Here is a 21,741-nt window from a genome sequence, read left to right as displayed (position 1 = left end):
TGTATGACGTAAACCAATAGTAGTATGAAAGCGTAAACATTGTCAACCTAAATTTTTATAATTGTTATGTTTACAATAAATAATAAAAGTTTACTTAAAGCGTTTACAACAATAACAAATAAAAAATACCTGCTTATTGCACAAAAAAAGACGGTTATGCGAGGAATGTCCCTCGATAACCGTCTTGCTCATGCCATTTTTGCATAGCTGAATGAAAACTAAAAACCTAACAACAAAACGATTACTGATTTACAGGATCGCCTACACTCTCCCGAATAATGAGATCGCTTTGCAGCAAAACTTTCTCAAATGGCATATGACTATTTTCCAGCCGCCATTGCAGCAGATCAACGGCCTTTATGCCAAGCGCCTCTTTCTCTGCATTTACCGTCGTAATGATTGGCGTTTCGCCTAATATTTCAAGATTGTTGTCAAAGCCCGTTAAGGAGCATTGCTCGGGAACCTGCTTGCCAAGCTGCTGCAATGCGCTCATTGCGAGCAGGGCAATCTGGTCATTCGCACATACGAATGCAGTTGGAAAACGGCTCGCCTCCAGCTCTTTGAGACTGGCTTGCAGCAAATTCAGATTATGCGCATCCAGCGTCGGTTTTACTTTAAGCAAGCCCTCGCTTGGCACATAGTCAAGCCGGCTCTCGTCCATAACCGAGCGGAAGCCGCTCCAGCGGTCAATAAAGCTGCGGGAATAGCCGAGCTCCCCGATAAATTGAATTCGGGTATGGCCTTTGCCAAGCAAAAACTTGACCAGCTTGCGAATAATATCATAGTTGTTCATAAAGATGCTGTCGCATTCCAGCAGCTCGTCCTCATGGTCAACTAAAATAAACGGAATCGCCTTGTTTCGCAGCTCAACCAGCATCGGCGTAGCGATCAATCCAACACCAATAATGCCCATTAAGCCTTCAGGCTTCATGACGAGGTTGAAATTTCGCGGCGAATCATCGGAAATGAGGACGGAGCCAAGCCCCTTCGCCTCCAAGCTTTTGGAAATGCCGTCAAGCACCTTCCCCCAATAGCCCGATTCCTGATTTTGGCTGCGAATATTCGGTATGAGAATGCCGACGATTTGATGCTCTTCCTCATCCGCCTGCTTGCTGCTTACCGTTTTTTTGGCGCTTTTCTGATTCATGTAGCCAAGCTGCGAGGCCATTTCAAATATTTTGCTGCGCGTAACGGCGCTAATGCCCGATTTTCCCGATAAAGCTTTGGATACCGCATATTTAGATACGCCTACCCGATCCGCTATTTCCTGCATCGTAATCTTTTTTTGCTTCCCCACGGCCTATCACTCCAAGTCCAAACAGCTGTAGTCAACTCGTATTTTGTAAACCAAACAATTTATTGTTTATCATAACAAATCCACTCCTCCCTGTACACAAGCTAAAATATAGGAATATTTTACTATTCGACAGCGGCAGCTGGGCGATCGATCGCCTTATCGGACTCGCCCGCATTGCGGCTAGCTTCCTCGCGATTGCTTTGCATTTCTTCAACCGATTTCGTTTTTAGACGAGCCGCGCCTTCATAGCTTCGCACTGGGATGGCAAGGCCGTTTTCCAGACGTTTTTTCGCGGCAGCAATCGCCTCACCGTATTGTGGAAGCCATTGCTCCTGGGCAACGAGCATTTCATCGACCATTTGCCAAATCTCATTCGGATTGCATACCGCTCCAACCAGCGGGTCCATCATCATCGCTTGGCGCAGCAGCTTGTCATCGCCTTGGATCGCTGCTTCAACAGCCAGACGCTGAACGGAAATGCTGACATTGCACACAGCCGCGCAGCCCAGCGGCAAATCGCCTACATGCGGCATGCTGATGCCGTTGCGATCCGCGTAGCCCGGCGCTTCGATAATCGCATCATCCGGCAAATTGGAAATTACGCCATTGTTGACGACGTTGAAATGGCCGCGGTACACCCGTCCCGTCTCCAGCCCCTCGATAATGTACGAGCCATGCTCTTGGCCGCGATGCTCCTTGGCATACACTTTCGGTTCTTCCTTCATCCAATTCGGGAAGTCCGTCTCGAACCAATTGCGGCCTTCCGTACATACGCGCAAGTAGCCGCCCGTTTCTCCGTTGATCCACGTTCCAAGGTCAATCCAGTCGCGAATTTCCTCCGGACGCTTGCGGTACCAAGGCACATATTCGCTCAAGTGGCCGTTGGATTCGGTGCTGTAATAGCCGAAGCGGCGCATCATATCAATGCGGACTTTCTCGGTTTTGCTGAATTCCGGATGCTGTTCAAATGCCTCCAACAGCTTGCCCGTCATATCCTCGCCATTATGTTTAATTTGCACATACCACGTCTGATGGTTGATTCCTGCACAAATAATGTCTACTTCTTCACGCGGAAGGCCAAATACTTCGGCAATTTGCGCATGTCCGCCCTGAACACCGTGGCATAAGCCAATCGTCCGCACTCCGCCATATTTATTGCATGCCCATGTAAGCATCGCCATTGGGTTAGCATAGTTCATCAGCAGGCAGTTCGGCTCCGCTACCTCGCGAATATCTTTGCAAATATTCATCATTTCGGCGATGCCCCGCTGTCCATACATGATGCCGCCTGCACAAATCGTATCGCCCACGCATTGGTCAATGCCATATTTGAGCGGGATGTCGACATCGGTCTGAAAAGCTTCCAGGCCACCGACACGAATCGTTACAAAAATGTAACGTGCATCCTTCAATGCTTCCCGGCGATCGGTCGTAGGCTCGATTTCAATCGCAAGGCCATTTTCATGAATATCCCGTTGGCAAAGCTGGGTAACCATATCGAGATTTTGCGGATTAATATCCTGAAACGCAACTTTGATGTTGTTGAATTCTGGGACGGTCAGCAAATCACGCAGCAATCCCCTAGTAAAACCAATACTTCCTGCTCCAATAAACGCAACTTTAAATGACATTGATTAACGCCTCCAATGGCTTGCAATATAGTGGTGAACAATACGCTAATTGTAGCACCAGCAGCGTGGAGGCGTTTGCACAATTGTAACTTCTATTTTGCTTTCTTGTATAAAATCCTAACTATATAAGTTGAACGACCGACTAGATTAGGACGCCATCTCAGCGCTCCACTTCTTTGCGCACAGCGCGGCGATAGGCGAGCGGCGTCTCATTCGTATATTTTTTGAAAAGGGTACTGAAATATTGGCTGCTGTTTACGCCGACATAATGACAAATATCGCTGACCGGAATATCGGTCTGCTCCAGCAGCATCCGCCCCTTCTCCATCCGAAAGCGCATCACATAATCCATAACCGAGCAGCCCGTTCCCGCTTTAAATATGCGGTGAAAATACCCCGGGTGCAGCCTTACAGCCGCCGCAATATCCTTGACCTGAATGTCGCGGTCATAATTTTGCTGAATATAGGCGATGCTCTCGCCCACATAAAACTCCGCCGCATCATGCGACTGGCTGGAGGCTTCCTGTGCCAGCCTGCCGATCTGCACGAGCAGCTGCGTCAGCTGAAGCGCTGTGAGAAGCTGCTCCGCGCGCCGCTTGCCGTCCAGCTCCAGCACGAGTGCCTTCAGCATTTGATACACATCGCTCGGATCGTAAAGCAGCAAATAATCATGCTTCACTGCGAACAAATCCGCGAGCGCACGGTCAGTCTCCGCCAGCCGCTTAAGGGAAGGGAGCCCCACACCGGTATGGCTAAAAATAAATTCAACATTAAGCATCCGGCATGCCGTGCCCTGAGCGACGTGAAGTCGGTGAGCGACCATTGAGTCGATGACGATGAAATGCCCTTTTTCCATCGGGATGGATTTATTGAGCAGCTCTACCGTGCAATCGCCCGATATAACATACATAATTTCCACTGCGCTATGCTGATGGTATGCCATTTCAAAGCCATTCCACTCCTTAAAATAATAGGCTACCACTCGCGGATACTGCTCGGCCTGCATCAATTGCCCCTGAAAAATGCCTCGTCTTTCCACTTCATCGTCCCTCCTCTAATTGAACGCCTTCCAAGCTGCTACAGCAGCCTGCCGTTATCTTTAGCGAACCACAGCCGCATCGTCAGCACGCTGAGCACAATAGACGTCAGCGACGAGGAAGCCGACATCGCAAAGACGATTAAAATTTGATAGCGGACCGCTTCAATCGGATCGGCCCCGGCGACGATCATTCCTGTCATCATGCCTGGCAGCTGCACGAGGCCGACCGTCTTCATGCCGTCCAGCGTCGGTATGAGGCTGGAGCGCACGGCCCGGCGCACCGCTTGGCGAATCGCCTGCTTCGTCGTCGCTCCAAGCGCCAGCAGCGTCTCAATCTCGCCCCGCGACGCTTCAAGCTCGCGTTTCATATGGTTCAAATAGAGGCCGCATACAATCATGGAGCTGCCGATAATCATCCCGCTGACCGGAATAATATACCGTGGCTCAGCCTCAATAATGCGGAGCGAGAGCAGGAGTGCGAGCGTTACCGCCTCCGTGCCTGCCAATGCCAGCGCAATGCGCAGCCGAATCCCCTTAATCGGCATGGCGCGGGAGCCGGCATTCCACGACGCCACCGTAACCATTGAAATAATAATGAGCACAATAAAAATCGGATGATTCGTTTCAAAAATAAAATGAAGCAAAAAACCGATAAACAGCAGCTGCACAGCGGAGCGGATCGTGCCAGTAATGATTTCCTTCTCTAAGCCAAGCTTCTGCTTCATCGAGATAAATGTCGTTATGGCGACGAATACTAGCGTGCAGGCGAGCGCAATATTATTCATGCTGGTCATCCCCCTGCTCCGGCGCATGCTGGCTGTCTAAAAAGCTGCGTGCCTGCTCCGATCCGGGATTTGTGAAAAAAGCTTCCGTAGCGCTTTGCTCCAGCAGCCTGCCCTCCGCCATAAACCAGATACGCTCGCTTTCTTGCCGCGCCTGCTCCAGATCATGGGTAATCCAGATGAACGCCGTGCCTTCCTCTGAGCACCATTCGCTTAGAAACTGCTCCACCTGCCGCTTGCTTTTTGGATCAAGCGATGACGTCGTCTCATCAAGCAGCAGCAGCGGCGAACGGAGCAATAAGGCCCGCGCGAGCGCCGTACGCTGCTTCTCGCCGCCGGACAAGCTTTCCGCCTCCTTGCTCCATTCGATATGCCCTAGGCCAACGCCTTCCATACAGCGTCTCGCCAGCGCTTCATCAAACGTCTTCCCCTGCAGCTCACTGACCGTGCGTAAATTGTACTCGACCGTTCCCGGCAGCATTATCGGCGTCTGTGCCACGTAACACACACTGCGCCGCCACTCCTCAGGCTTCCACTCGCTGCTTGTCCGTCCTTGGAGCCTAAGCTCTCCCGCATCCAGCTCGCCTAGCAGCGATACGATGCGCAGCAGCGTGCTTTTGCCCTGACCGGATGTGCCCAGCAGCGCAATACGCTCCCCGGCCTGCACCTGCGCTGTAATCCCTTCAAAAAGCCATTCGGGATTTTTTCTATATTTTGATACGTTGTCCAATGTTAATAACGGGGCCACCTGTCTCTCTCCTTCATCCGTAACCTGCATTCCACCATTATACTCTGCTCCCCGCCAGCTCGAAAGAGGACAGCCCGATAGTAGCTGGGAGCAGCAGCTCCGCTGTATCCGCTATCATAGGCAATTGTGTCTTTTTCGCGACTATCCTTCGGGTATTGTGACAAGAAACAGCGGTTTTTTTGTTGACAACAATGGGGATCGCATGTAATGATAATGATAATTGTTATCAGTAATGAATTAAAAGATAAAGATGAGGTGTTGAGCCATGGCATTTCAGCAACCATATAGCATTTTGATTGTTGATGATGAGGAGCATATTCGCAAGCTGCTCAAGTTATTTTTGAAAAAAGAAGGCTGGATCGTCGAAGAAGCTTCGGACGGCATCAACGGCTTGTTCAAGGCGATGCAATACAATTATTCGATGATTTTGCTCGATCGTAATTTGCCGGGAATGGACGGGCTTGAATTTTGCCGCGAGCTTAAGAAGAAAAAATCGACGCCTGTCATTATGCTTTCCGCCTGTGGCGAAGAGGATGACCGGCTCGACGGCTTCCAAGCCGGCTCCGATGATTATGTCGTTAAGCCATTCAGCCCGCGCGAGCTGATGTACCGAATTAAGGCGATCATCCGCCGCACCTCGGAGTTTGCTTATCGCGCCTTGCAGCGCAAGCAGACGCCCGATCTCACGCTGCCAGGACTCGTCTTCGATTATGATTCGCGGCAAGTCATTGCCGGAAACAGCAAGGTGAAGCTGACGTTCCGCGAATACGAGCTGCTCAGATTTATGGCAGCCAACATCAATCAGCCCATTTCCCGCGAAGATTTAATGCGGCGAATTTGGGGCTATCAATCGCTCGGCGATTACCGGACGATTGATACGCATGTGAAGCGGATCAGAGAGAAGCTGAACCGCGTCCACCCCGAATCTGCCTCCTTGATTCAGACGGTATGGGGCATTGGCTATTGCCTGATGAATCCTGCGGCAGAGACCATTTAAGCAGGCGGCTGGAGCAGACAGGCAAAAACATCCCCTCCTAATGGCATGCTTTTGCCTGCCTGTTGTGGCGCGCCGCTCCCCGGCTTTGACCCTCCCCGCTTCCAAGTAAAGCAAAAACTCCGCTTGCGCCAATCAGCGCAAGCGGAGTTTTTTTGATATCCATACCATCATAATAACGATACCTTCTTAATAACAATACGAATCGTCTTGCTTATTACGATTACTTAGCCAACTGTTCCCGTACTTGCTCAGTCGCTTGGATCATGTTGCGCAGCGACGCCACAGTCTCGTCTACACCACGTGTCTTAAGTCCGCAGTCCGGGTTAATCCAGAACAATTCTGGCTCAAGCACGTTCAGGGCGCGCTTGATCATCGATGTCATTTCCTCTACCTCCGGCACGCGAGGGCTGTGAATGTCGTATACGCCAAGGCCAATACCCAGCTCATACGTGTGCTCCTCGAAGCTGTGAATCAGCTCGCCGTGGCTGCGGGACGTTTCGATGGAAATAACGTCGGCATCCAGCGCGCGAATGGAGTCAATGATGTCATGGAACTCGCAATAGCACATATGCGTGTGAATTTGCGTCGTATCCTTAACGTCAGAAGTGGACAAGCGGAACGAAAGTACTGCCCAGTTCAAATAGTGCTCCCAATCTTCACGTTTTAGCGGCAAGCCTTCACGAAGGGCAGGCTCATCCACTTGAATCATTTCAATGCCCGCTTCCTCCAGCGCCTTCACTTCTTCTGCCAGGGCAAGCGCGATTTGGTAAGCAACCTGCTCACGAGTCAAGTCGCTGCGGACAAACGACCAGTTCAAAATCGTAATCGGGCCCGTCAGCATGCCTTTCACTGGTTTAGAAGTCAGCGACTGCGCATAAACGGTTTCTTCAACAGTCATCGGCTTGCTGAACTGCACGTCGCCGTAAATGACCGGCGGTTTTACGCAGCGCGAGCCATAGGATTGCACCCAGCCATTTTTCGTGAAAGCAAAGCCTTCCAGCTTCTCTCCGAAAAACTCTACCATATCCGTACGCTCAAACTCTCCATGAACGAGCACGTCAAGGCCGATCTCTTCCTGCAGCTTGATCCAATGCTGAATTTGCTCCTTAATGAATACGCGGTATTGCTCCTCGCCCAAATCACCACGACGCCATTGCTGTCTCGCTTGGCGTACTTCCGCCGTTTGCGGGAAGCTGCCGATTGTCGTTGTCGGCAAGAATGGCAGCTGCCAGCGTTCCTTCTGGCTCACTTGGCGCTCTGCAAATACTGCTTTACGTTCCGACGGCTGTGCATCGATGCTCGCTACAGCGGCATGGACGCTTGCACGGCCACGGGACGGCGATGCAGCAAGTGCAGCCAAAGCTGCTGCATTGCGATCAAATGCCTCTTTTACGGCTGCTTCTCCTTCATTCAGCGCAGTTGCAAGAACGGCAATTTCCTCCAGCTTCTCATTGGCATAGGCCAGTGCGCCTGCAAGCTCTGCCGGCAGTGCCGTTTCAAGAGCCGCTGATACAGGCACATGCAGCAGGCTGCAAGAGGAGCTTACAATCAGGCGGTCGTTTGGCACGACTTTTGCAATACGGGCAAGCAGCGCTTTGCGCTCCTGAAGATCGGCCCGCCAAATGTTGCGGCCGTCAATAACGCCTGCACCCAGCACTTTGTCCTGCGGGAAGCCGATTGACTCCAGCTGCTGCAGGTTCTTTTCAGCGCCAGCTGTGAAGTCCAGACCTAAGCCCTGTACAGGCAAAGCCGCGATTGCAGCATAATGCTGAACGGATTCGAAATACGTTTGCAGCAGCAAATTGAGCTTAGGTGCCGCTTCATGAAGCTGGGCATAAATGCTTTGCACAATCGCCAGATCTGCTTCGGATACGTCCGTTACGAGCGAAGGCTCGTCCATTTGCACCCATTGTACGCCTTCTTGCTCCAGCTCGCGCAGCACCTGTGCATACAGCGGCACATACTGGGCAGCAACCGCAGCAAGCTCAGAAGCGGCATAGCCTTTAGACAGCTTGAGGAATGTATAAGGTCCAACAATGACTGGTTTGCCTTCGATGCCCAGCTTTTCCTTTGCCTCGCGGTAAGCGATCAGCGGACGGTTCTCGGTCAGCGCCGGCGTAATGCCCTTCAGCTCAGGAACAATGTAGTGATAGTTCGTATTGAACCATTTTGTCATCTCGGATGCAGAAGCGGTTTTGTTGCCTCTCGCCATTGCATAATAAGTCGTTACCGATACCGGACCGCCTGTATAGCCAAAGCGCTCTGGCACGACGCCAAACATCGCAGCTGTATCAAGGATATGGTCATAATACGAAAAATCATTTACCGGAATGAGATCAATGCCAGCCTGTTTTTGCAATTGGAGATGGTTTAGACGAATCGTCTCCAGCTGCTTCAAGAAAGCCGCTTCCGCAAGCTTGCCGCTCCAGAACGCCTCCAGCGCTTTTTTCCATTCTCTGTTTTCACCGATACGCGGATATCCCAAACTGCTGCTTTTTACTTGACTCATTGTTGTTGCCTCCTGTTTTTCATTATTCATCCGTGTGGATGGAAGTTATAATCCTTTGTTATTTCATCAACAAACTCAGATATATACTTATGGCAGTGCGAGCGAATTTCTTCGCGGCGGCCTTTCCCTATACATCCAATTTGCTGCCAGCCAGAAACTGCAAAAAGGGACGTCCTACCCTGTACAGAAATGTGGGTAAAGACGCCCCTCGTTTCAACAAACGATGGCTGCCATCTTTAACACCTCCCTATCTCCCGTAGGTACTGCAGTGTATAGAATAAGGCAGGTCTCCTGGCTCCAGCATCATCATCGCTGCGCTCGCCTTCCCGGCATCATGCCAGTGGCTTTATTGCGCAAAACTCCGCTGTTACAGTGGCGGGACCGCGCCGGTATTGCACCGGACTTCCCTTTTAAGCTCAAGACGTTACGCAAGAGCACCCTATTCCTCGCTATTTAGTTGGTCGTTCTTTATTTATTTATTTATTTATTTAAACAATAAAAGATTTTACAGCCGCTTTAAACTGGGCAAGCGTACGCGGCGCCTGCTGTTCTCCTCGCAGCTCAGGCGGCAGTGCCTCCCAAGCCTCCAGCACCATTGGCAGCGTGAGTCCAAGGCTTCTGAGGCGCTCGCCTTCGCGAAATACCGATTCCGGCGTGCCCTCCAATATACAGCGGCCCTCATTCATGATGAAAATCCAATCCGCCCAAGCATAGGCCATATTCATGTCATGCGTCGCCATAACCGGCGTTATGCCGCTGGCATGAATGCGGTCCAGCTCAGCCATCAGCCGCTGCTCCGATATCGGATCGAGATAAGCAGCCGGCTCATCAAGCAGCACTAACTCCGGCTCCAGCGCCAGTACGCCAGCAAGAGCAACTCGCTTCTTTTGCCCAAGGCTGAGATGATGCAGCGGCTTATGCGCCAGTTCCTGCAAGTTCAGCTGCTGAACGATGCGCGCCGTACGTCTGTCAATTTCCTCTTCTTGAAGCCCTGCATTGCGCAGCCCATAGGAAATATCCTCATAAGCGGTATTCAGAATGAGCTGATGCTCCGGGTCCTGAAAAACAAGCCCGACGCGCCGTCTCAAGCTGGCGAGCTCTCTAGGCTTGTAAGAGAGCGGCTCGCCGCGCCAGCTTACGAAACCGGATTGCGGACGATTAATGCCAATAAGCTGCAAAAAAAGCGTCGACTTGCCCGAGCCATTATGCCCGCACAGCGCTACCTTTTTGTTCGCAGGAATGCGCAGCTCTAGCCCGTTTAAAGCAGACTTGTCCGTTCCGGGATAAGCATAGCTCACTTGGTTCATTTCCATAATGGTTGATGCCCGATCGTTATCCGCCAGCTTATTCACCTCCATACCGAAGCCATAGCTCTGCTGCCAGTAAAATCGTTAAGCCGAGCCCCGCTTCCGCCCAATGCCGGAGGCGAACCTTCCGCTTTACAGCAGGCGCAAGGCGGATTTCATTCGTAAATCCTCTTGCCATAAGCCCATTCGACAGCCCCTTGTATCGATGCATCGTTTTGACGAAGAGCCGCACAGCAATCGCCGCCGTATCTCGCAATTTGCCTTTAAAACCGTGTTGACCGCCCCGTGCACGCTGCGCGAGCAGCATAGCCCCCGCCGTATCCAGCAGCAGAAAGATGAAGCGATACATAATGATCATGAGCTCCAGTACAATTTGCGGCATTTTCAACCGCTTCAGCACTTGCAGCAGATCCGGGAAGGGGGTCGTCAAGGTGATGAAAAACATGCATGCCAGACAAGCAAGAATACGTGTAAAAATATGTCCGGCCAGCCCTAACGATGCCTCTGGCACATACAGGCTAAGCGGCTCCCATGAAACGAGCACCCAGCCTGCTTTCGCTGCCGCCAAGCTTCCTGCTGCACTGCCGCTGCTATTAGTAAATTCAATGAGCAGAGCGGGCAAGCTGAGAATGAACAGCAGGCAAGAGGAGAAAAGCAGCGCCGCATAAAGCTTGGCAGGCACTTTCGCATAGCCGACCGTCCACAGCGCAAGCCATGCGAAAATGGCAAGCTGTACGAGCGGATGAGCGATATAGGCAAGCAGCAGCAGAAGGGCTGCAAGCCCGCATTTCCAAAGGGCGGATAAATCCCGCAGCTTATTGGAATAAGAAATCGTATCAATCCATTTCATCATTGCTGCTTCGTTTTCCCTGATTTCCCTTTAATAAGGCCAATTACATAGCCGATTACTCCGGCGCCAATCGCAGCTTGCAGCGCAAACAGCATGCTTTCCGTTTCTCCCGGCAACTCAGCCAGCGGGGACGCCCATGGCTCATAATGCGGCGCAATCGTCTGGATCATTTCCTCCGCTGCGCCATCCGCGCCGCCAAATTCGGCGTTAATGAATAGTAAAGGCGCAACGGCAAGCAAAACAACAATGGCTAAAATCCAAATATTTTTGGCGCTGCGGCTCATTATACGCGCTCCCCTTTCATTCTCCGCTTCAAAATAGACAGCTCGTCTGTATTAAAAGATTGCAGCCAGTTCCAGATCAATACCGTCAGCAAGCCTTCGCTAATCGCAAGCGGAACCTGGGTAATCGCAAAAATACCGCCAAATTTCATAAAGGATGCGAGTATGCCGCCCTCAACAGCCGGAAAAGCAACAGCCAGCTGAACCGAAGTAACGATATAAGTGGCCAAATCAGCAACAGCGGCAGCAGAAAAAATCGCCACGCCTTGCTTGCTGCCTGAACGCATCAGCAGCCGATAGACGGCATAGCCCGCCGCGGGACCTGCAACCGCCATTGAAAAAGCATTCGCGCCAAGCGTCGTCAGCCCGCCATGTGCAAGCAGCACCGCTTGAAACAGCAATACCATAGAACCTAATACGCTCATGGGCAGCGGCCCGAACATAACCGTGCCAAGCCCCGTTCCCGTCGGGTGCGAGCTGCTGCCTGTAACGGAAGGAATCTTAAGCGCGGACAGCACGAAGGTGAAGGCAGCCGCCAAGCCCAGCATCAGCTTAAGCTCTGGTGCTTCCTTTGTAATTTTCCGAATGGCGCGTACACCCAGAATGAAAAAAGGAATAAAGGCCGCCCACCAAAAAATCGCCCACCCCACAGGCAAAAATCCTTCCATAATGTGCATCGCATAAGCGGATTGCGGCTCATTCACCAGTAAAAAAAGCGTAAACCCAATAACCAGCAAAGCGGTGCTAACTGCTGTCTTTCTTTTTAACTTGACCATTCGTTTCAATACCCTCCCCAATGTGTTCATGCCTGAAGACAACAAAAAATGACCGCTTTCCCTTCGCTGGGAAAACGGCCATGTGTACGCAGAAATAGACGGTTGCGCCAGCAAACAGACTGGTAGCAATCGCTTTCGTTCGTACACCTATCCTTTCCGCGAAGGCAATGTGGTGCTGGAACGAGGTAGGTCTCCTGGCTAGCGGATCATTATTTTCCTTCGTCTTCCCTGGCTGCCCTAAAGCTTAGGCCAAGTGACTCCTGCTGGTGAAGGAAAACTCCCCGATTACAGTGGCGGGACCGCTCGGGATTTGCACCCGATTCCCTGTTACCCTTTGACGTGCGCAAAGGCACCTCGTTCCATTTGAATCATTTTTTCAAAATATAGGAAAGGATCTGATGTTCCAATCCCTTGTCTATATTTCTTGGACTTAAAACACGCCGCGCCGCCAAAGGACGGAGACAGCCGTTTCACCTTGTATTCATGGGTCATTTTGTAGTTTGATCTTATCACAAAAAATTCAGGCTGTCCCCTATAAATGTAAACGGCTACTTCCCTGTTAGAAGAAGGACAAAATAACGCCTACGACAAAACCGCATAATGCGCCGTTGACGCGAATCCACTGCAAATCGTTGCCGACTTTTTCCTCCAGCATGGAGACGAGCGCCTTGTCATCCATCCGGTCGAGATTATCCCGAACGAGCGCACCAATGCGATAGTGATTATTCTCAATAAGACGAACGAGATAACCGCGAATGCCCTCTTCCCAATTGGCGAGCATTTCCTGCTTGCCGTTCAAATAATCCGTTGCAAAACGGTATCCCTGCACAATGGCGCGCCCTCCGCTGCGATGCTGCTCCTCCAGCTTGTCCAGCACGAGCTGTCTCAGCTCCTCCAGACGCAAATGGATGAAGCGTTCCGTTTCTACGCTGTCCACACCCTGTTCAATGAGCTGCTTCAGCTTGAGCATCAGCTCTTCGTTATCGGCAAGCTTCTCCGCCTGGGCTCTCACCTCAAGCAGCAGCTTTTGCCGATGCGGGCTTCCAGGATGGGAGAGCTCCTGCATCGTTGAGAGCAGCATGTTCTGGATCAAGCCGCCGAGCTTCTCCTCGTTCATAAAGCCGACGAAAGCTTGCAGTGCAAACCCCATGAAGCCGCCAACCTTAAGCTCCTCCAGCTTTTTGAAGGCGAGCTTGCCGAGCATTTCCTCGGTTTCACGCTTGCGAATCCAGTGGCCTACATGCTCCAGGCCGTAATCCAGCGCCCGTTCATCCCAGCGCTCATGGACGAAACGATCCGCCAGCTTGCGAACGATTGGCGTAAAATCCTGCTTTTTCACATAATCCGCCAAAAATCCATGCAGCACGCCGCTAACCCGCTCCAAAGGCACGCGCTCTACTGCCGACTGGGCAAAATCAACCGCTGCCAGCCTGAATTTGCGCTTGCCAATCAGCCGGGTCGCCGCCGATGCTGCTCCTGCGAACAGTTGAAAGCCAGACAGCTTGCGGGTAATGCTTTCTTTATTCAGCAGTTCATTTTCCATAGCGCTGATGAGCGAGTTGACGATTTTCGCCCGGTTTTTGAGCAGCAAGGACGTATGCGGAATGGGAATGCCCATCGGATGGCGGAACAGTGCCGTCACCGCAAACCAGTCGGCAATTCCGCCGACCAGCCCTGCTTCAAAGCCGCTTTCCAGTAGATGCGTCCACGTGTTGTCTGGCAGCCACCATCTCGTAGTAATGAAGCCTGCCCCCATAACGGCAAGCGAAATACCTGCTATATATCTTGATTTCATCGTTGTCCTCCTAATCGCGGGCCCCAGCGCCCTCCTGTTGCATATTGCCCTATTATACCAGATAATGAGGTGGCAAGCGTAAACGGCTGTGCCTGCCTTTGGCAGTACAATCCCGTTTCGCGTAGAAATATAAGCGTTAATAAGAGTCAAACTTATTCTTCTTATATTTCAAGCGTAAACGGCTGTGCCTGCCTTCGGCAGCACAAGCTCGTTTCGCGTAGAAATATAAGCGTTAATAAGAGTCAAACTTATTCTTCTTATATTTCAAGCGTAAACGGCTGTGCCTGCCTTCGGCAGCACAAGCTCGTTTCGCGTAGAAATATAAGCGTTAATAAGAGTCAAACCTATTCTTCTTATATTTCAAGCGTAAACGGCTGTGCCTGCCTTTGGCAGCACAAGCCCGTTTTTCAACTACACCATTGTTTCGTTACATATAAAGGAGATTAATTGTGTGCTCAAACTACGAACCATTTTTCTAAAAATGACTCCGCCGCAAATTCTTACGCTTGGCTTTCTCGCGATTATTGCGGCGGGTACCCTATTGCTTTCTCTGCCTTTGGCTTCGTCAACCCATCAGGCAACGCCGCTCATTGACGCGTTATTCACTGCCACATCCGCTGTTTGCGTAACGGGGCTTGTCGTCGTCGATACCGGCATCCACTATTCAACCTTTGGCGAGCTCGTCATTCTCGTGCTTATGCAGGTTGGCGGACTCGGCTTTATGACGATGTCTACGCTGTTCGCCCTTGCCCTGCGCAAACGGATATCGCTGCGCGAGCGGCTGCTGCTGCAGGAATCCATGAATCAATCTTCGCTGGAAGGGATCGTCCGCTTCATTCGGCGCGTGCTTATTTATGCTTTTGCCATCGAAGGAATAGGCGCCCTTGTTCTGGCACTGCGCTGGTCAACGGAAATGCCTTTTGGCAAAGCGCTGTATTTCGGCATTTTCCATAGCGTGTCGATGTTCACCAACGCCGGATTTGATATTATGGGACCGATGAACGGTCCATTCAGCAGCTTTGTGAATCACGTCAACGATCCCATTATTAATGTGATCGTCATTGCGCTCATTTTTCTCGGCGGAATCGGCTTTATCGTATTGGCGGAAATGTGGGATTATCCAAAAACACGCAAGCTGTCTTTTCATTCCAAGGTTGTGCTGTATGCGACAGGCATTCTGTTTGTCGCAGGTGCAGCCGTTATTTTTATTTTCGAGTTCACAAATGCCAAAACACTAGAACCGCTTAGCATAAGCGGCAAGCTGTACAGCTCGTTGTTCCAAAGCATATCGCCGCGCTCGGGCGGCGCAAATACGCTGGATATTGCTTCGCTGCGGCATGCGACGCAGTTTCTCATTATTTTGCTCATGTTCATCGGTGCATCCCCGGGCTCTGCGGGTGGCGGCATTAAGGTGACGACGTTTGCGATTCTCATCGGTGCGGTGTTTGCGATGATTCGCGGCCGCGAGGATGTCGTCTTTTTCCGCAGAAGGCTGGCAAAGGACCGGGTGTACAAAGCGCTGACGATTACGATAGCCTCTCTGGCGGCGATTATTTTATTTACGATGATTTTATCTACCACCGAGGATGTCGATTTCCTCGTTCTGCTGTTTGAAGTAACGTCCGCATTCGGTACAACCGGATTGTCGCTTGGCTTAACGCCGCATTTGACGGTGATCGGCAAGGTGCTGATTATTATTATGATGTTCGCGGGGCGGCTTGGCCCGCTGACGCTGGCGTTCACACTCGTTCCTGCGCAGGAGAAGAAGGAGCTGTATCGCTATCCGGAAGGAAAAATTATGATCGGATAACATGCGGCGAGGAAAAATCATTTTTAAGGAAAGGGAAGTTCATGAAAAAAAGGCTTGTTTCGAAAAAAAACATAACGCTGTTGCTTTGCGTTTCAGTATTTATCGCAGCGGTACTATGCTGGTTTTCCTATGAAATTTGGTCGTTCAGCATGAAGGATGAAGCGAAGCCAGCTGATGCGATTTTAGTTCTCGGCACGGCGGTCTGGGGTGATCAGCCATCTCCCGTGCTGCGGGAACGCCTGAACCATGCTATAAAGCTGTACGAGCAAGGTTACGCAAAATATATTATTTTCACCGGAGGACGCAGGTCTGCGAATGAGCTGGCAGAGTCAGAAGTATCACGGAGCTATGCGATTGAAAAAGGCGTGAAGCCTGAGCATATTTTGATCGAAGACCAATCTCTTATTACAGAGGAAAATTTCGAATATTCGCTAATTGTAGCGAAGCCATATAAGCTAGAAACCTACATAATTGTCAGCGATCCGCTTCATATGAAGCGCGCACTCATGATGGCCAGCGAGCTGGGAATGACGGCATACTCCTCGCCAACTACGACCTCCGCATACAGCAGCATGCGCACAAAGCTGCCCTTTTTCTTCCGCGAGCTGTTTTATTATACAAGCTATCGAATTATATATGCTCTGAGCTAGCTGAATGCCTTCAGCCCTCAGAGTATTTTTTTACGCTGAAAAACTAGTATTATACATTTTTGGCATGCGAATTCCGATAAAAAAAGGGTAGGACTATTTTACTAAGATGCTGCAAGGGAGATTAGATGAATGTCTGAAAAGTTGAAGAAATTGTTAGAAATTCTCAAGGAGTTGTGGTACCTACCGTTTGTTGTTTACTATGTTGGCTTTATTTATGTTCAAGGTTATTTTGCTCCCTATACCGGTGATCTGTTTATCGCCAAAGATTTTTTGACAGTCTACCCAGTATCACAAAGTCTGTATTTAATTAATGGCATTTTTCTTGTTATTTTTATAGCAATACCTATCGTATTTTTAATCGCACTCCCCTCAAACAAAAGAATAAAAAAGCAAACGTCTAGCCTGAAATTTTTAAGTAAATCAATAAGAAGTGTAAAGTATTTAATTGAAAGGCGTCGGCATTCCTGACCAATGAAATTGCTTCATATTTTATTACCATCTATTCTGATTTTTTGTTTTTTTTATTTACAATTGAAAGTATTAGCTTCATTTTCTAATTCCACCTCATTTATAGTTTTTTTCGTCTCATACGGTATTTATTTCTTACTGATTTTTTATCTATATAAATTCACTCTTCTTTCAAATAAATTTAGAAAATACAATAAATCAGTTTTATTTGTAATTTCTTTTCTTACATTCTCAGTATCATTATATTTTCATAGTGTATACGCACAAACAATAAATTTAGCTCAGTATCAAACAAATAATCGTACAATTGAGTTAAGTAAGCTGCAATTAGAAAACGGAAGTACGATAACCATGGTTAAATTAGATATCTCAAATGATTATTATATTGGATATGATACTAATGCAAATAAGACTGTTGTCATTCCCAAGGACAAAATCATAAAAATAGAAAATTTCCAATCTTCAAAGGGAATCAAAAAGCAGCTAATCAGCTTTGAAAACTTGAATGATGAGGATAAAAATATTATCAGCACGTTACAAAGCTATTATTATTTTAAAATCAACGCACCAGATCTCATAGCAAAATGTACAACTGTTTGCAACGAATATGAAGAATTTAAAAGCTTACTTTCCAATACTTACTTCAAACATAACTTTGATGCTTCGGATCCAATAATTTTAAAATATCTCAGTAATAAATCATTCCGTTCTAAAAATATCACAGAGCATTTTGGAAATGATTTCTCTATACCAGAATCTGAAAATAATGATACTACTCTTAAGACTGTATATGTGAAAGAACATTGGAATAATGATATTTTCCATGTTAAATATACTTTACAAAAAAGTGACGAGGTGAATAAAAACCAATGGGTTGTTATTAGCCAAGAAGAAGAATTCTTCAAATTTGAGTAACAGTTTTTCAGTGAATCGTTTCCCTAATTCCGCCAATATACACAATCATATTGCGAAATTAAATAATAATGATTTGATTTATTACAATAAAATAATAAATTACGTATTAAGGTCAAAAAATAAAGAAAACTGATTCAGATGCCTGTGGCTGCATGTCTTGGTTAACATAAGACGTATACTGGATCCAGATACGTCTTTTATGTTATAAAAGCCTTTCCTGCAATCCTACCGTCCCATACAGCAACGTCACGGCTTTTTCGACGCACAGTAGGATTGAATACCCATTTCTTGCATCAGATAAAGAACTATTTTAGGATTAACCACAATTATGGAATAGAGGATATATCCCCTACCTTATACTAAAATACACTACCTTCATATCCCTCTGTTCATAAATCACTGTCATCTTCGTCTTCCAATTCGCAGTAGGAGTTTCATGCTTCGGCTATGGTAATTGTAATAGCCACTGAGACTAAAACCTAGGTATCCGCATAACCGTTTAATGGCTTGTTAGTTATTCATTAAGTAAATGATAATATGCTTGTGGTGGGTAATCCCTCATTCAAAATTTGTAACCACTCTTATAGAATGTCCACCTCTAACTAAAGATGTCGAATCACTCGATCATATACAATTTCCATCCGATAAGATTCTCCTCATCGCTCCTCCAACACTTATTGGTCGCCTTCACGATACTTTCTCATCCATACTTTACACAGATTTTTATTTTGTTCGCCTAAATGTTATACGAGTATTCTATAACTCCAGCCTTCTTCACTGTGTATGCACATAGTTTCTTCTTTCAATGACTTAGGATAATTTTTAAACTTTTATCCTTTTTTACTGTCATTAAATAAAGCTCCATCAGATAGATAAAATAGGTTTATTTAAATGTCTCTTCCAAGAGGATATTTCAAATTAAAGATGAGGAAGTATTTTTTGACTTTCAATAAAGGAGCTCAAACGGATCGAGTGTAGCGTGGACGGGCACTGATGAAGGCTATAGTAACAACAGAAAAGTAAATAGAAATTTGGCGGACACAGCAGCTGCTATTTGTTGCAGATAAAGGGGCATGAGCAGGTTCGCGGACTCAGAAGCCGCTAATCGCCCCCATTATGATCATTTATAGCGAGAAAAACCTCATTAACGGCTTTCCTGTCCGCTTATCCGCCAAAATCGCCTAAAATGGGCAAATAGCTGCTGCTGAGTCCGCCTAGACCAGGCGTAAACGGCTGGCGCCATCCTCTGGCGGCAAAGCTGCCGTTTCGCGGGTGAAATATAAGGCAGCCGTTTGTCATTCTCCTTGCTCATGACAAACGGCTGCCTTTTTCAATTTCAAGTTAAGCGCTTTACCTAGTATGAAAAAATGCTCCTATGAGCTAATGTTTTCGACCTCGACGGAGACGACATTTTTATAGCGCCGAAGATCCTCGTAGACAGATGTTGTCGGGTGCAATTCCCGCGATGACAGCACGAGCTGAATTTCTTTGCGGCCGTCGCCAATATCTTTGATTTTCGTATGCTTGATCTGGTGCTCCGATCGAATTTTCGTCATCAAGCCGTCCAGCTCAGCCGAACGGTCAAACGTCATGCAGACCGATAGGTCGCGCTCGCGCAGCTTTCTCGGTCCTAATGCCCGAACCACGAACGGCACCAGATTGACCGCCATGATGATGAAGCCTACGGCAGTGAACGCTTCTTTATAGAAGCCTGCTCCTGCCGCAATCCCAAGCGCCGACGCCGACCAGACCATTGCAGCTGTCGTCAGGCCGGAGATGACATCGTTATTTCTTCTCAGGATGACGCCTGCGCCAATAAAGCCGATGCCGCTCACAATTTGTGCCGCCAGCCGCATCGGGTCCATGTTAGTCATGCCCGGGTGGGCAAGCTCAGTCGACGCTTCGATCGACACCATCGTAATTAGGCAGCTTGCGACCGCGATCACCATGCTCGTCTTGATGCCAAGCGGCTTGTGCCGAAGCTGGCGGTCTACACCGATCAGCAGCCCAAGCAGCAAAGCCGCCCCCAATTTAAGTACAAACAATTGTAATCACCCCTTCTGGGGGAGCATCTTCCTGAAGCGCGATAGTCAATCAGTTAGCTGCAACTCCATATATACGGTTACTGCCCGTCTGCCCCATTCCCCTCGCTTGGGCTGGGAGACAAACGGATATGAAACGTCCGATCATAAGGAGTCAGCACGTTGACGACCAGCGTCTGGCAATCTGCCGGGAATGCAGCCCCGCGGATCGATTTGGCCCAATGCTCGTGTGCACCGCCGTCCATCTCGATCCAGTCGCCGCCAGCCGTAAATTTAACAGTGCCTGCTTTCCAAAATTGCGTACCTGTCTCGGCAGGAGCCAATTCGCCGCCAGCGAATTGCCCTTCCTTCCCAAATACGAAGGAAATTTGGGTTAGCAGCACATCCGGCTTGTCGCATTGAACACGCAGCTGCCAGCCATCATACGTTTCCGTCAACTCAATTCGGACATCATGCTGCTGCAAATGTGTTACCTCACGCAGCTGATGCGGCAGCAAATACCATGGGCTGACGGAATGGCTTGCTATTTCAGGCAAACGATCCGTTGCGATCGGCCCGTAGTAGCCTTTTGATTCCGTCCCCGTCAGAACATAACCGGATTCAAGCTGCTCCAAATGGTTCATCTTGATGAACCCCGGATCAAACGAGCTGCTGACCTGCACACCAAGCAGCCGCGCCGCCCCATGTCGAAGCGCAAAAAACGAATTCGTCTCCGTCATGACCGTAACGCTCGTTTCCCCATCCCGCTGCCGGGCAACCGGAGCGCCGAAATCAGGATGCAGACGGCTGTGATAAATCCGCCCGCCATGTCCAGCCGACTCCATCTGACTTAAATAATGCTGCCGATTAAATTGCCCGTTGATGACAACGCGGTAATGGTCTGGCAGACTGCCGCTTTTCACACCTGGCTCTCTCAGCTCCGGATGAAGCAAAAATCCGAGCAAAACATTGTTTGGGATTGGTCCCGGATGGTTAAGCGCTGCGATTCCCAGCTCCGCCAAGGCAGCGAATAAAGCATTCTGATCGCGCTGTGCCATAAGGCAGGACGCGAGTGTATAGCCGGACATATCGAACGCTTGACCAAAGTCCTGGCGCCCAGAATAATCCGTAACGACTTCGCCGTCAGGATGGATCAGATAAGCCATCATTCGCAGATTGCGGCGAACCGGCTCCAAGAGCTCGGGACGGCCAAGCAGCTCGGCCGCATGAAACAGCATAATGTCGCTGACGCCGTTATAAATGCCGTTGCTGCGTTCCGTCCATTCCCCATCCTCCGTGCAATCCATGCCTTCAGCCAGCCATTGGTCGGCACGAGCTACAAGCTCTGCATTGCCCGTCAGCCTGTGCAAGAAGGCAAGCGCCGCTGTCAGCACCCAACGATGGTTCGGCGTGTGGCAGCCACCGGTCAGCAGCGCAGGTACAGACCGCTCTAGAAACTTTCTAATGTCCGCTCGAACACGCTCAAGCTCCGCCCATTCATGCTGCACCAGCAGCTCATGCAATTGAGCAAGTCCAACGACCGCAAACGCGGTATCGGGAGGGGAATGCATATTGGTCCAACCCGGCGATATTGTGCCGTCCTCATGCTGTTCGCGGACCGTGAAGGCCGCCGCCAGCTCCAAACGCCGCAGCAGCTGTTCGTCATGATAATAGTTGGAGCTTTCATCAACAAGTGAGCATGCCCATATCGCCATAAACGTTGGCGTTCCCATGTGGGTTGGCCAAGCAACCCCATTGTCCGGATCGGCTACACCGCCGTAGAAGCGGCTGCCGCTGTCCATTATTTGATTATCGATTCCTTGCTTGACCCAGCCATCGTTGACGGCAACCAGCTTCTCATGCAT

General features: G+C 49.4%; 19 protein-coding genes and 2 riboswitches. Of the genes, 5 read left to right on the top strand and 14 right to left on the bottom strand.

Annotation, left to right across the window (positions count from 1 at the left end; all coding sequences use genetic code 11):
* Positions 1–241: 241 nt before the first annotated feature.
* The 5 genes from BBD42_RS18270 to BBD42_RS18250 all read right to left on the bottom strand — a co-directional run bounded on the left by BBD42_RS18270 (position 242) and on the right by BBD42_RS18250 (position 5,497).
* Positions 242–1,297: a substrate-binding domain-containing protein gene (locus BBD42_RS18270; protein WP_099519324.1), complete on the bottom strand. Its 1,056-nt coding sequence runs from the start codon at positions 1,295–1,297 to the stop codon at positions 242–244.
* Between the two features lie 122 nt (positions 1,298–1,419).
* Positions 1,420–2,928 carry an alpha-glucosidase/alpha-galactosidase gene (gene melA / locus BBD42_RS18265; protein ID WP_099519323.1) on the bottom strand — a complete coding sequence of 503 codons (1,509 nt, stop codon included), beginning with the start codon at positions 2,926–2,928 and terminating at the stop codon, positions 1,420–1,422.
* 160 nt (positions 2,929–3,088) lie between these two features.
* A complete protein-coding gene (locus tag BBD42_RS18260; RefSeq protein WP_099519322.1) occupies positions 3,089–3,967 on the bottom strand; it encodes an AraC family transcriptional regulator in 879 nt (292 codons plus the stop codon).
* 38 nt (positions 3,968–4,005) lie between these two features.
* Entirely contained in the window at positions 4,006–4,752 is a 747-nt protein-coding gene (locus tag BBD42_RS18255) for an ABC transporter permease (protein WP_099519321.1), read from the bottom strand.
* Entirely contained in the window at positions 4,745–5,497 is a 753-nt protein-coding gene (locus BBD42_RS18250; RefSeq protein ID WP_237163142.1) for an ABC transporter ATP-binding protein, read from the bottom strand. The genes BBD42_RS18255 and BBD42_RS18250 overlap by 8 nt, the downstream gene beginning before the upstream one ends.
* A gap of 265 nt (positions 5,498–5,762) precedes the next feature.
* Here BBD42_RS18250 and BBD42_RS18245 point away from each other — a divergent pair, with 265 nt between their 5' ends.
* Positions 5,763–6,494: a response regulator transcription factor gene (locus tag BBD42_RS18245; RefSeq protein ID WP_099519319.1), complete on the top strand. Its 732-nt coding sequence runs from the start codon at positions 5,763–5,765 to the stop codon at positions 6,492–6,494.
* Positions 6,495–6,714: 220 nt separating this feature from the next.
* On the opposite strand, the gene metE is transcribed toward BBD42_RS18245, so the two are convergent.
* The 6 genes from metE to BBD42_RS18215 all read right to left on the bottom strand — a co-directional run bounded on the left by metE (position 6,715) and on the right by BBD42_RS18215 (position 14,012).
* Positions 6,715–9,003, bottom strand: coding sequence for a 5-methyltetrahydropteroyltriglutamate--homocysteine S-methyltransferase (gene metE, locus BBD42_RS18240; RefSeq protein ID WP_099519318.1), 2,289 nt, complete (start codon positions 9,001–9,003; stop codon positions 6,715–6,717).
* A 264-nt stretch (positions 9,004–9,267) separates the two neighbouring features.
* Positions 9,268–9,460, bottom strand: a riboswitch (cobalamin riboswitch).
* 31 nt (positions 9,461–9,491) lie between these two features.
* A complete protein-coding gene (locus BBD42_RS18235) occupies positions 9,492–10,361 on the bottom strand; it encodes an energy-coupling factor ABC transporter ATP-binding protein (RefSeq protein ID WP_099519317.1) in 870 nt (289 codons plus the stop codon).
* A complete protein-coding gene (cbiQ, locus tag BBD42_RS18230; RefSeq protein WP_099519316.1) occupies positions 10,348–11,163 on the bottom strand; it encodes a cobalt ECF transporter T component CbiQ in 816 nt (271 codons plus the stop codon). The genes BBD42_RS18235 and cbiQ overlap by 14 nt, the downstream gene beginning before the upstream one ends.
* Positions 11,160–11,444: an energy-coupling factor ABC transporter substrate-binding protein gene (locus BBD42_RS18225; protein ID WP_099519315.1), complete on the bottom strand. Its 285-nt coding sequence runs from the start codon at positions 11,442–11,444 to the stop codon at positions 11,160–11,162. The genes cbiQ and BBD42_RS18225 overlap by 4 nt, the downstream gene beginning before the upstream one ends.
* Positions 11,444–12,217, bottom strand: coding sequence for an energy-coupling factor ABC transporter permease (locus tag BBD42_RS18220; protein ID WP_099519314.1), 774 nt, complete (start codon positions 12,215–12,217; stop codon positions 11,444–11,446). Before BBD42_RS18220 ends, BBD42_RS18225 begins: the two co-directional genes overlap by 1 nt.
* A gap of 167 nt (positions 12,218–12,384) precedes the next feature.
* A riboswitch (cobalamin riboswitch) is annotated at positions 12,385–12,589 on the bottom strand.
* A 187-nt stretch (positions 12,590–12,776) separates the two neighbouring features.
* Complete coding sequence (locus BBD42_RS18215; RefSeq protein WP_099519313.1) at positions 12,777–14,012, bottom strand: DUF445 domain-containing protein; 1,236 nt, start codon at positions 14,010–14,012, stop codon at positions 12,777–12,779.
* Positions 14,013–14,493: 481 nt separating this feature from the next.
* On the opposite strand from BBD42_RS18215, the gene BBD42_RS18210 reads away from it, so the two are divergent.
* The 4 genes from BBD42_RS18210 (at position 14,494) to BBD42_RS18195 (ending at position 17,855) form a co-directional block, all read left to right on the top strand.
* On the top strand, positions 14,494–15,822 hold the full coding sequence (locus BBD42_RS18210; protein ID WP_099521674.1) for a TrkH family potassium uptake protein: 1,329 nt from the start codon (positions 14,494–14,496) through the stop codon (positions 15,820–15,822).
* Between the two features lie 41 nt (positions 15,823–15,863).
* On the top strand, positions 15,864–16,472 hold the full coding sequence (locus BBD42_RS18205; protein ID WP_099519312.1) for a YdcF family protein: 609 nt from the start codon (positions 15,864–15,866) through the stop codon (positions 16,470–16,472).
* 129 nt (positions 16,473–16,601) lie between these two features.
* The gene (locus BBD42_RS18200) at positions 16,602–16,940 is read left to right on the top strand and encodes a hypothetical protein (protein ID WP_099519311.1); all 339 of its coding nucleotides are present in this window, start codon (positions 16,602–16,604) and stop codon (positions 16,938–16,940) included.
* Positions 16,941–17,291: 351 nt separating this feature from the next.
* The gene (locus tag BBD42_RS18195) at positions 17,292–17,855 is read left to right on the top strand and encodes a hypothetical protein (protein ID WP_099519310.1); all 564 of its coding nucleotides are present in this window, start codon (positions 17,292–17,294) and stop codon (positions 17,853–17,855) included.
* 1,164 nt (positions 17,856–19,019) lie between these two features.
* On the opposite strand, the gene BBD42_RS32575 is transcribed toward BBD42_RS18195, so the two are convergent.
* The 3 genes from BBD42_RS32575 to BBD42_RS18185 form a co-directional block, all read right to left on the bottom strand.
* Positions 19,020–19,154: a hypothetical protein gene (locus tag BBD42_RS32575; protein ID WP_257790754.1), complete on the bottom strand. Its 135-nt coding sequence runs from the start codon at positions 19,152–19,154 to the stop codon at positions 19,020–19,022.
* 74 nt (positions 19,155–19,228) lie between these two features.
* Positions 19,229–19,900, bottom strand: a complete 672-nt coding sequence (locus BBD42_RS18190; protein ID WP_099519309.1) for an MgtC/SapB family protein — start codon at positions 19,898–19,900, stop codon at positions 19,229–19,231.
* 77 nt (positions 19,901–19,977) lie between these two features.
* Positions 19,978–21,741, bottom strand: a complete 1,764-nt coding sequence (locus BBD42_RS18185; RefSeq protein WP_099521673.1) for a hypothetical protein — start codon at positions 21,739–21,741, stop codon at positions 19,978–19,980.

Origin of the sequence: Paenibacillus sp. BIHB 4019 (assembly GCF_002741035.1) — a bacterium.
Taxonomy (GTDB): Bacteria; Bacillota; Bacilli; order Paenibacillales; family Paenibacillaceae; genus Pristimantibacillus.
The sequence above is the reverse complement of the archived record's forward strand: the minus strand, read 5'-3'. Positions and strand labels throughout refer to the sequence as shown.

What these genes read in the sequence shown, in the direction of transcription:
- BBD42_RS18200 (WP_099519311.1), top strand. Translation starts at nt 16,602, where the DNA reads ATGTCTGAAAAGTTGAAGAAATTGTTAGAAATTCTCAAGGAGTTGTGG.
- cbiQ (WP_099519316.1), bottom strand. Translation starts at nt 11,163, where the DNA reads ATGATGAAATGGATTGATACGATTTCTTATTCCAATAAGCTGCGGGAT.
- BBD42_RS32575 (WP_257790754.1), bottom strand. Translation starts at nt 19,154, where the DNA reads ATGACAAACGGCTGCCTTATATTTCACCCGCGAAACGGCAGCTTTGCC.
- BBD42_RS18195 (WP_099519310.1), top strand. Translation starts at nt 17,292, where the DNA reads ATGGTTAAATTAGATATCTCAAATGATTATTATATTGGATATGATACT.
- BBD42_RS18255 (WP_099519321.1), bottom strand. Translation starts at nt 4,752, where the DNA reads ATGAATAATATTGCGCTCGCCTGCACGCTAGTATTCGTCGCCATAACG.
- BBD42_RS18185 (WP_099521673.1), bottom strand. Translation starts at nt 21,741, where the DNA reads ATGCATGAGAAGCTGGTTGCCGTCAACGATGGCTGGGTCAAGCAAGGA.
- BBD42_RS18225 (WP_099519315.1), bottom strand. Translation starts at nt 11,444, where the DNA reads ATGAGCCGCAGCGCCAAAAATATTTGGATTTTAGCCATTGTTGTTTTG.
- BBD42_RS18220 (WP_099519314.1), bottom strand. Translation starts at nt 12,217, where the DNA reads ATGGTCAAGTTAAAAAGAAAGACAGCAGTTAGCACCGCTTTGCTGGTT.
- melA (WP_099519323.1), bottom strand. Translation starts at nt 2,928, where the DNA reads ATGTCATTTAAAGTTGCGTTTATTGGAGCAGGAAGTATTGGTTTTACT.
- BBD42_RS18210 (WP_099521674.1), top strand. Translation starts at nt 14,494, where the DNA reads ATGACTCCGCCGCAAATTCTTACGCTTGGCTTTCTCGCGATTATTGCG.
- metE (WP_099519318.1), bottom strand. Translation starts at nt 9,003, where the DNA reads ATGAGTCAAGTAAAAAGCAGCAGTTTGGGATATCCGCGTATCGGTGAA.
- BBD42_RS18245 (WP_099519319.1), top strand. Translation starts at nt 5,763, where the DNA reads ATGGCATTTCAGCAACCATATAGCATTTTGATTGTTGATGATGAGGAG.
- BBD42_RS18235 (WP_099519317.1), bottom strand. Translation starts at nt 10,361, where the DNA reads ATGGAGGTGAATAAGCTGGCGGATAACGATCGGGCATCAACCATTATG.
- BBD42_RS18215 (WP_099519313.1), bottom strand. Translation starts at nt 14,012, where the DNA reads ATGAAATCAAGATATATAGCAGGTATTTCGCTTGCCGTTATGGGGGCA.
- BBD42_RS18205 (WP_099519312.1), top strand. Translation starts at nt 15,864, where the DNA reads ATGAAAAAAAGGCTTGTTTCGAAAAAAAACATAACGCTGTTGCTTTGC.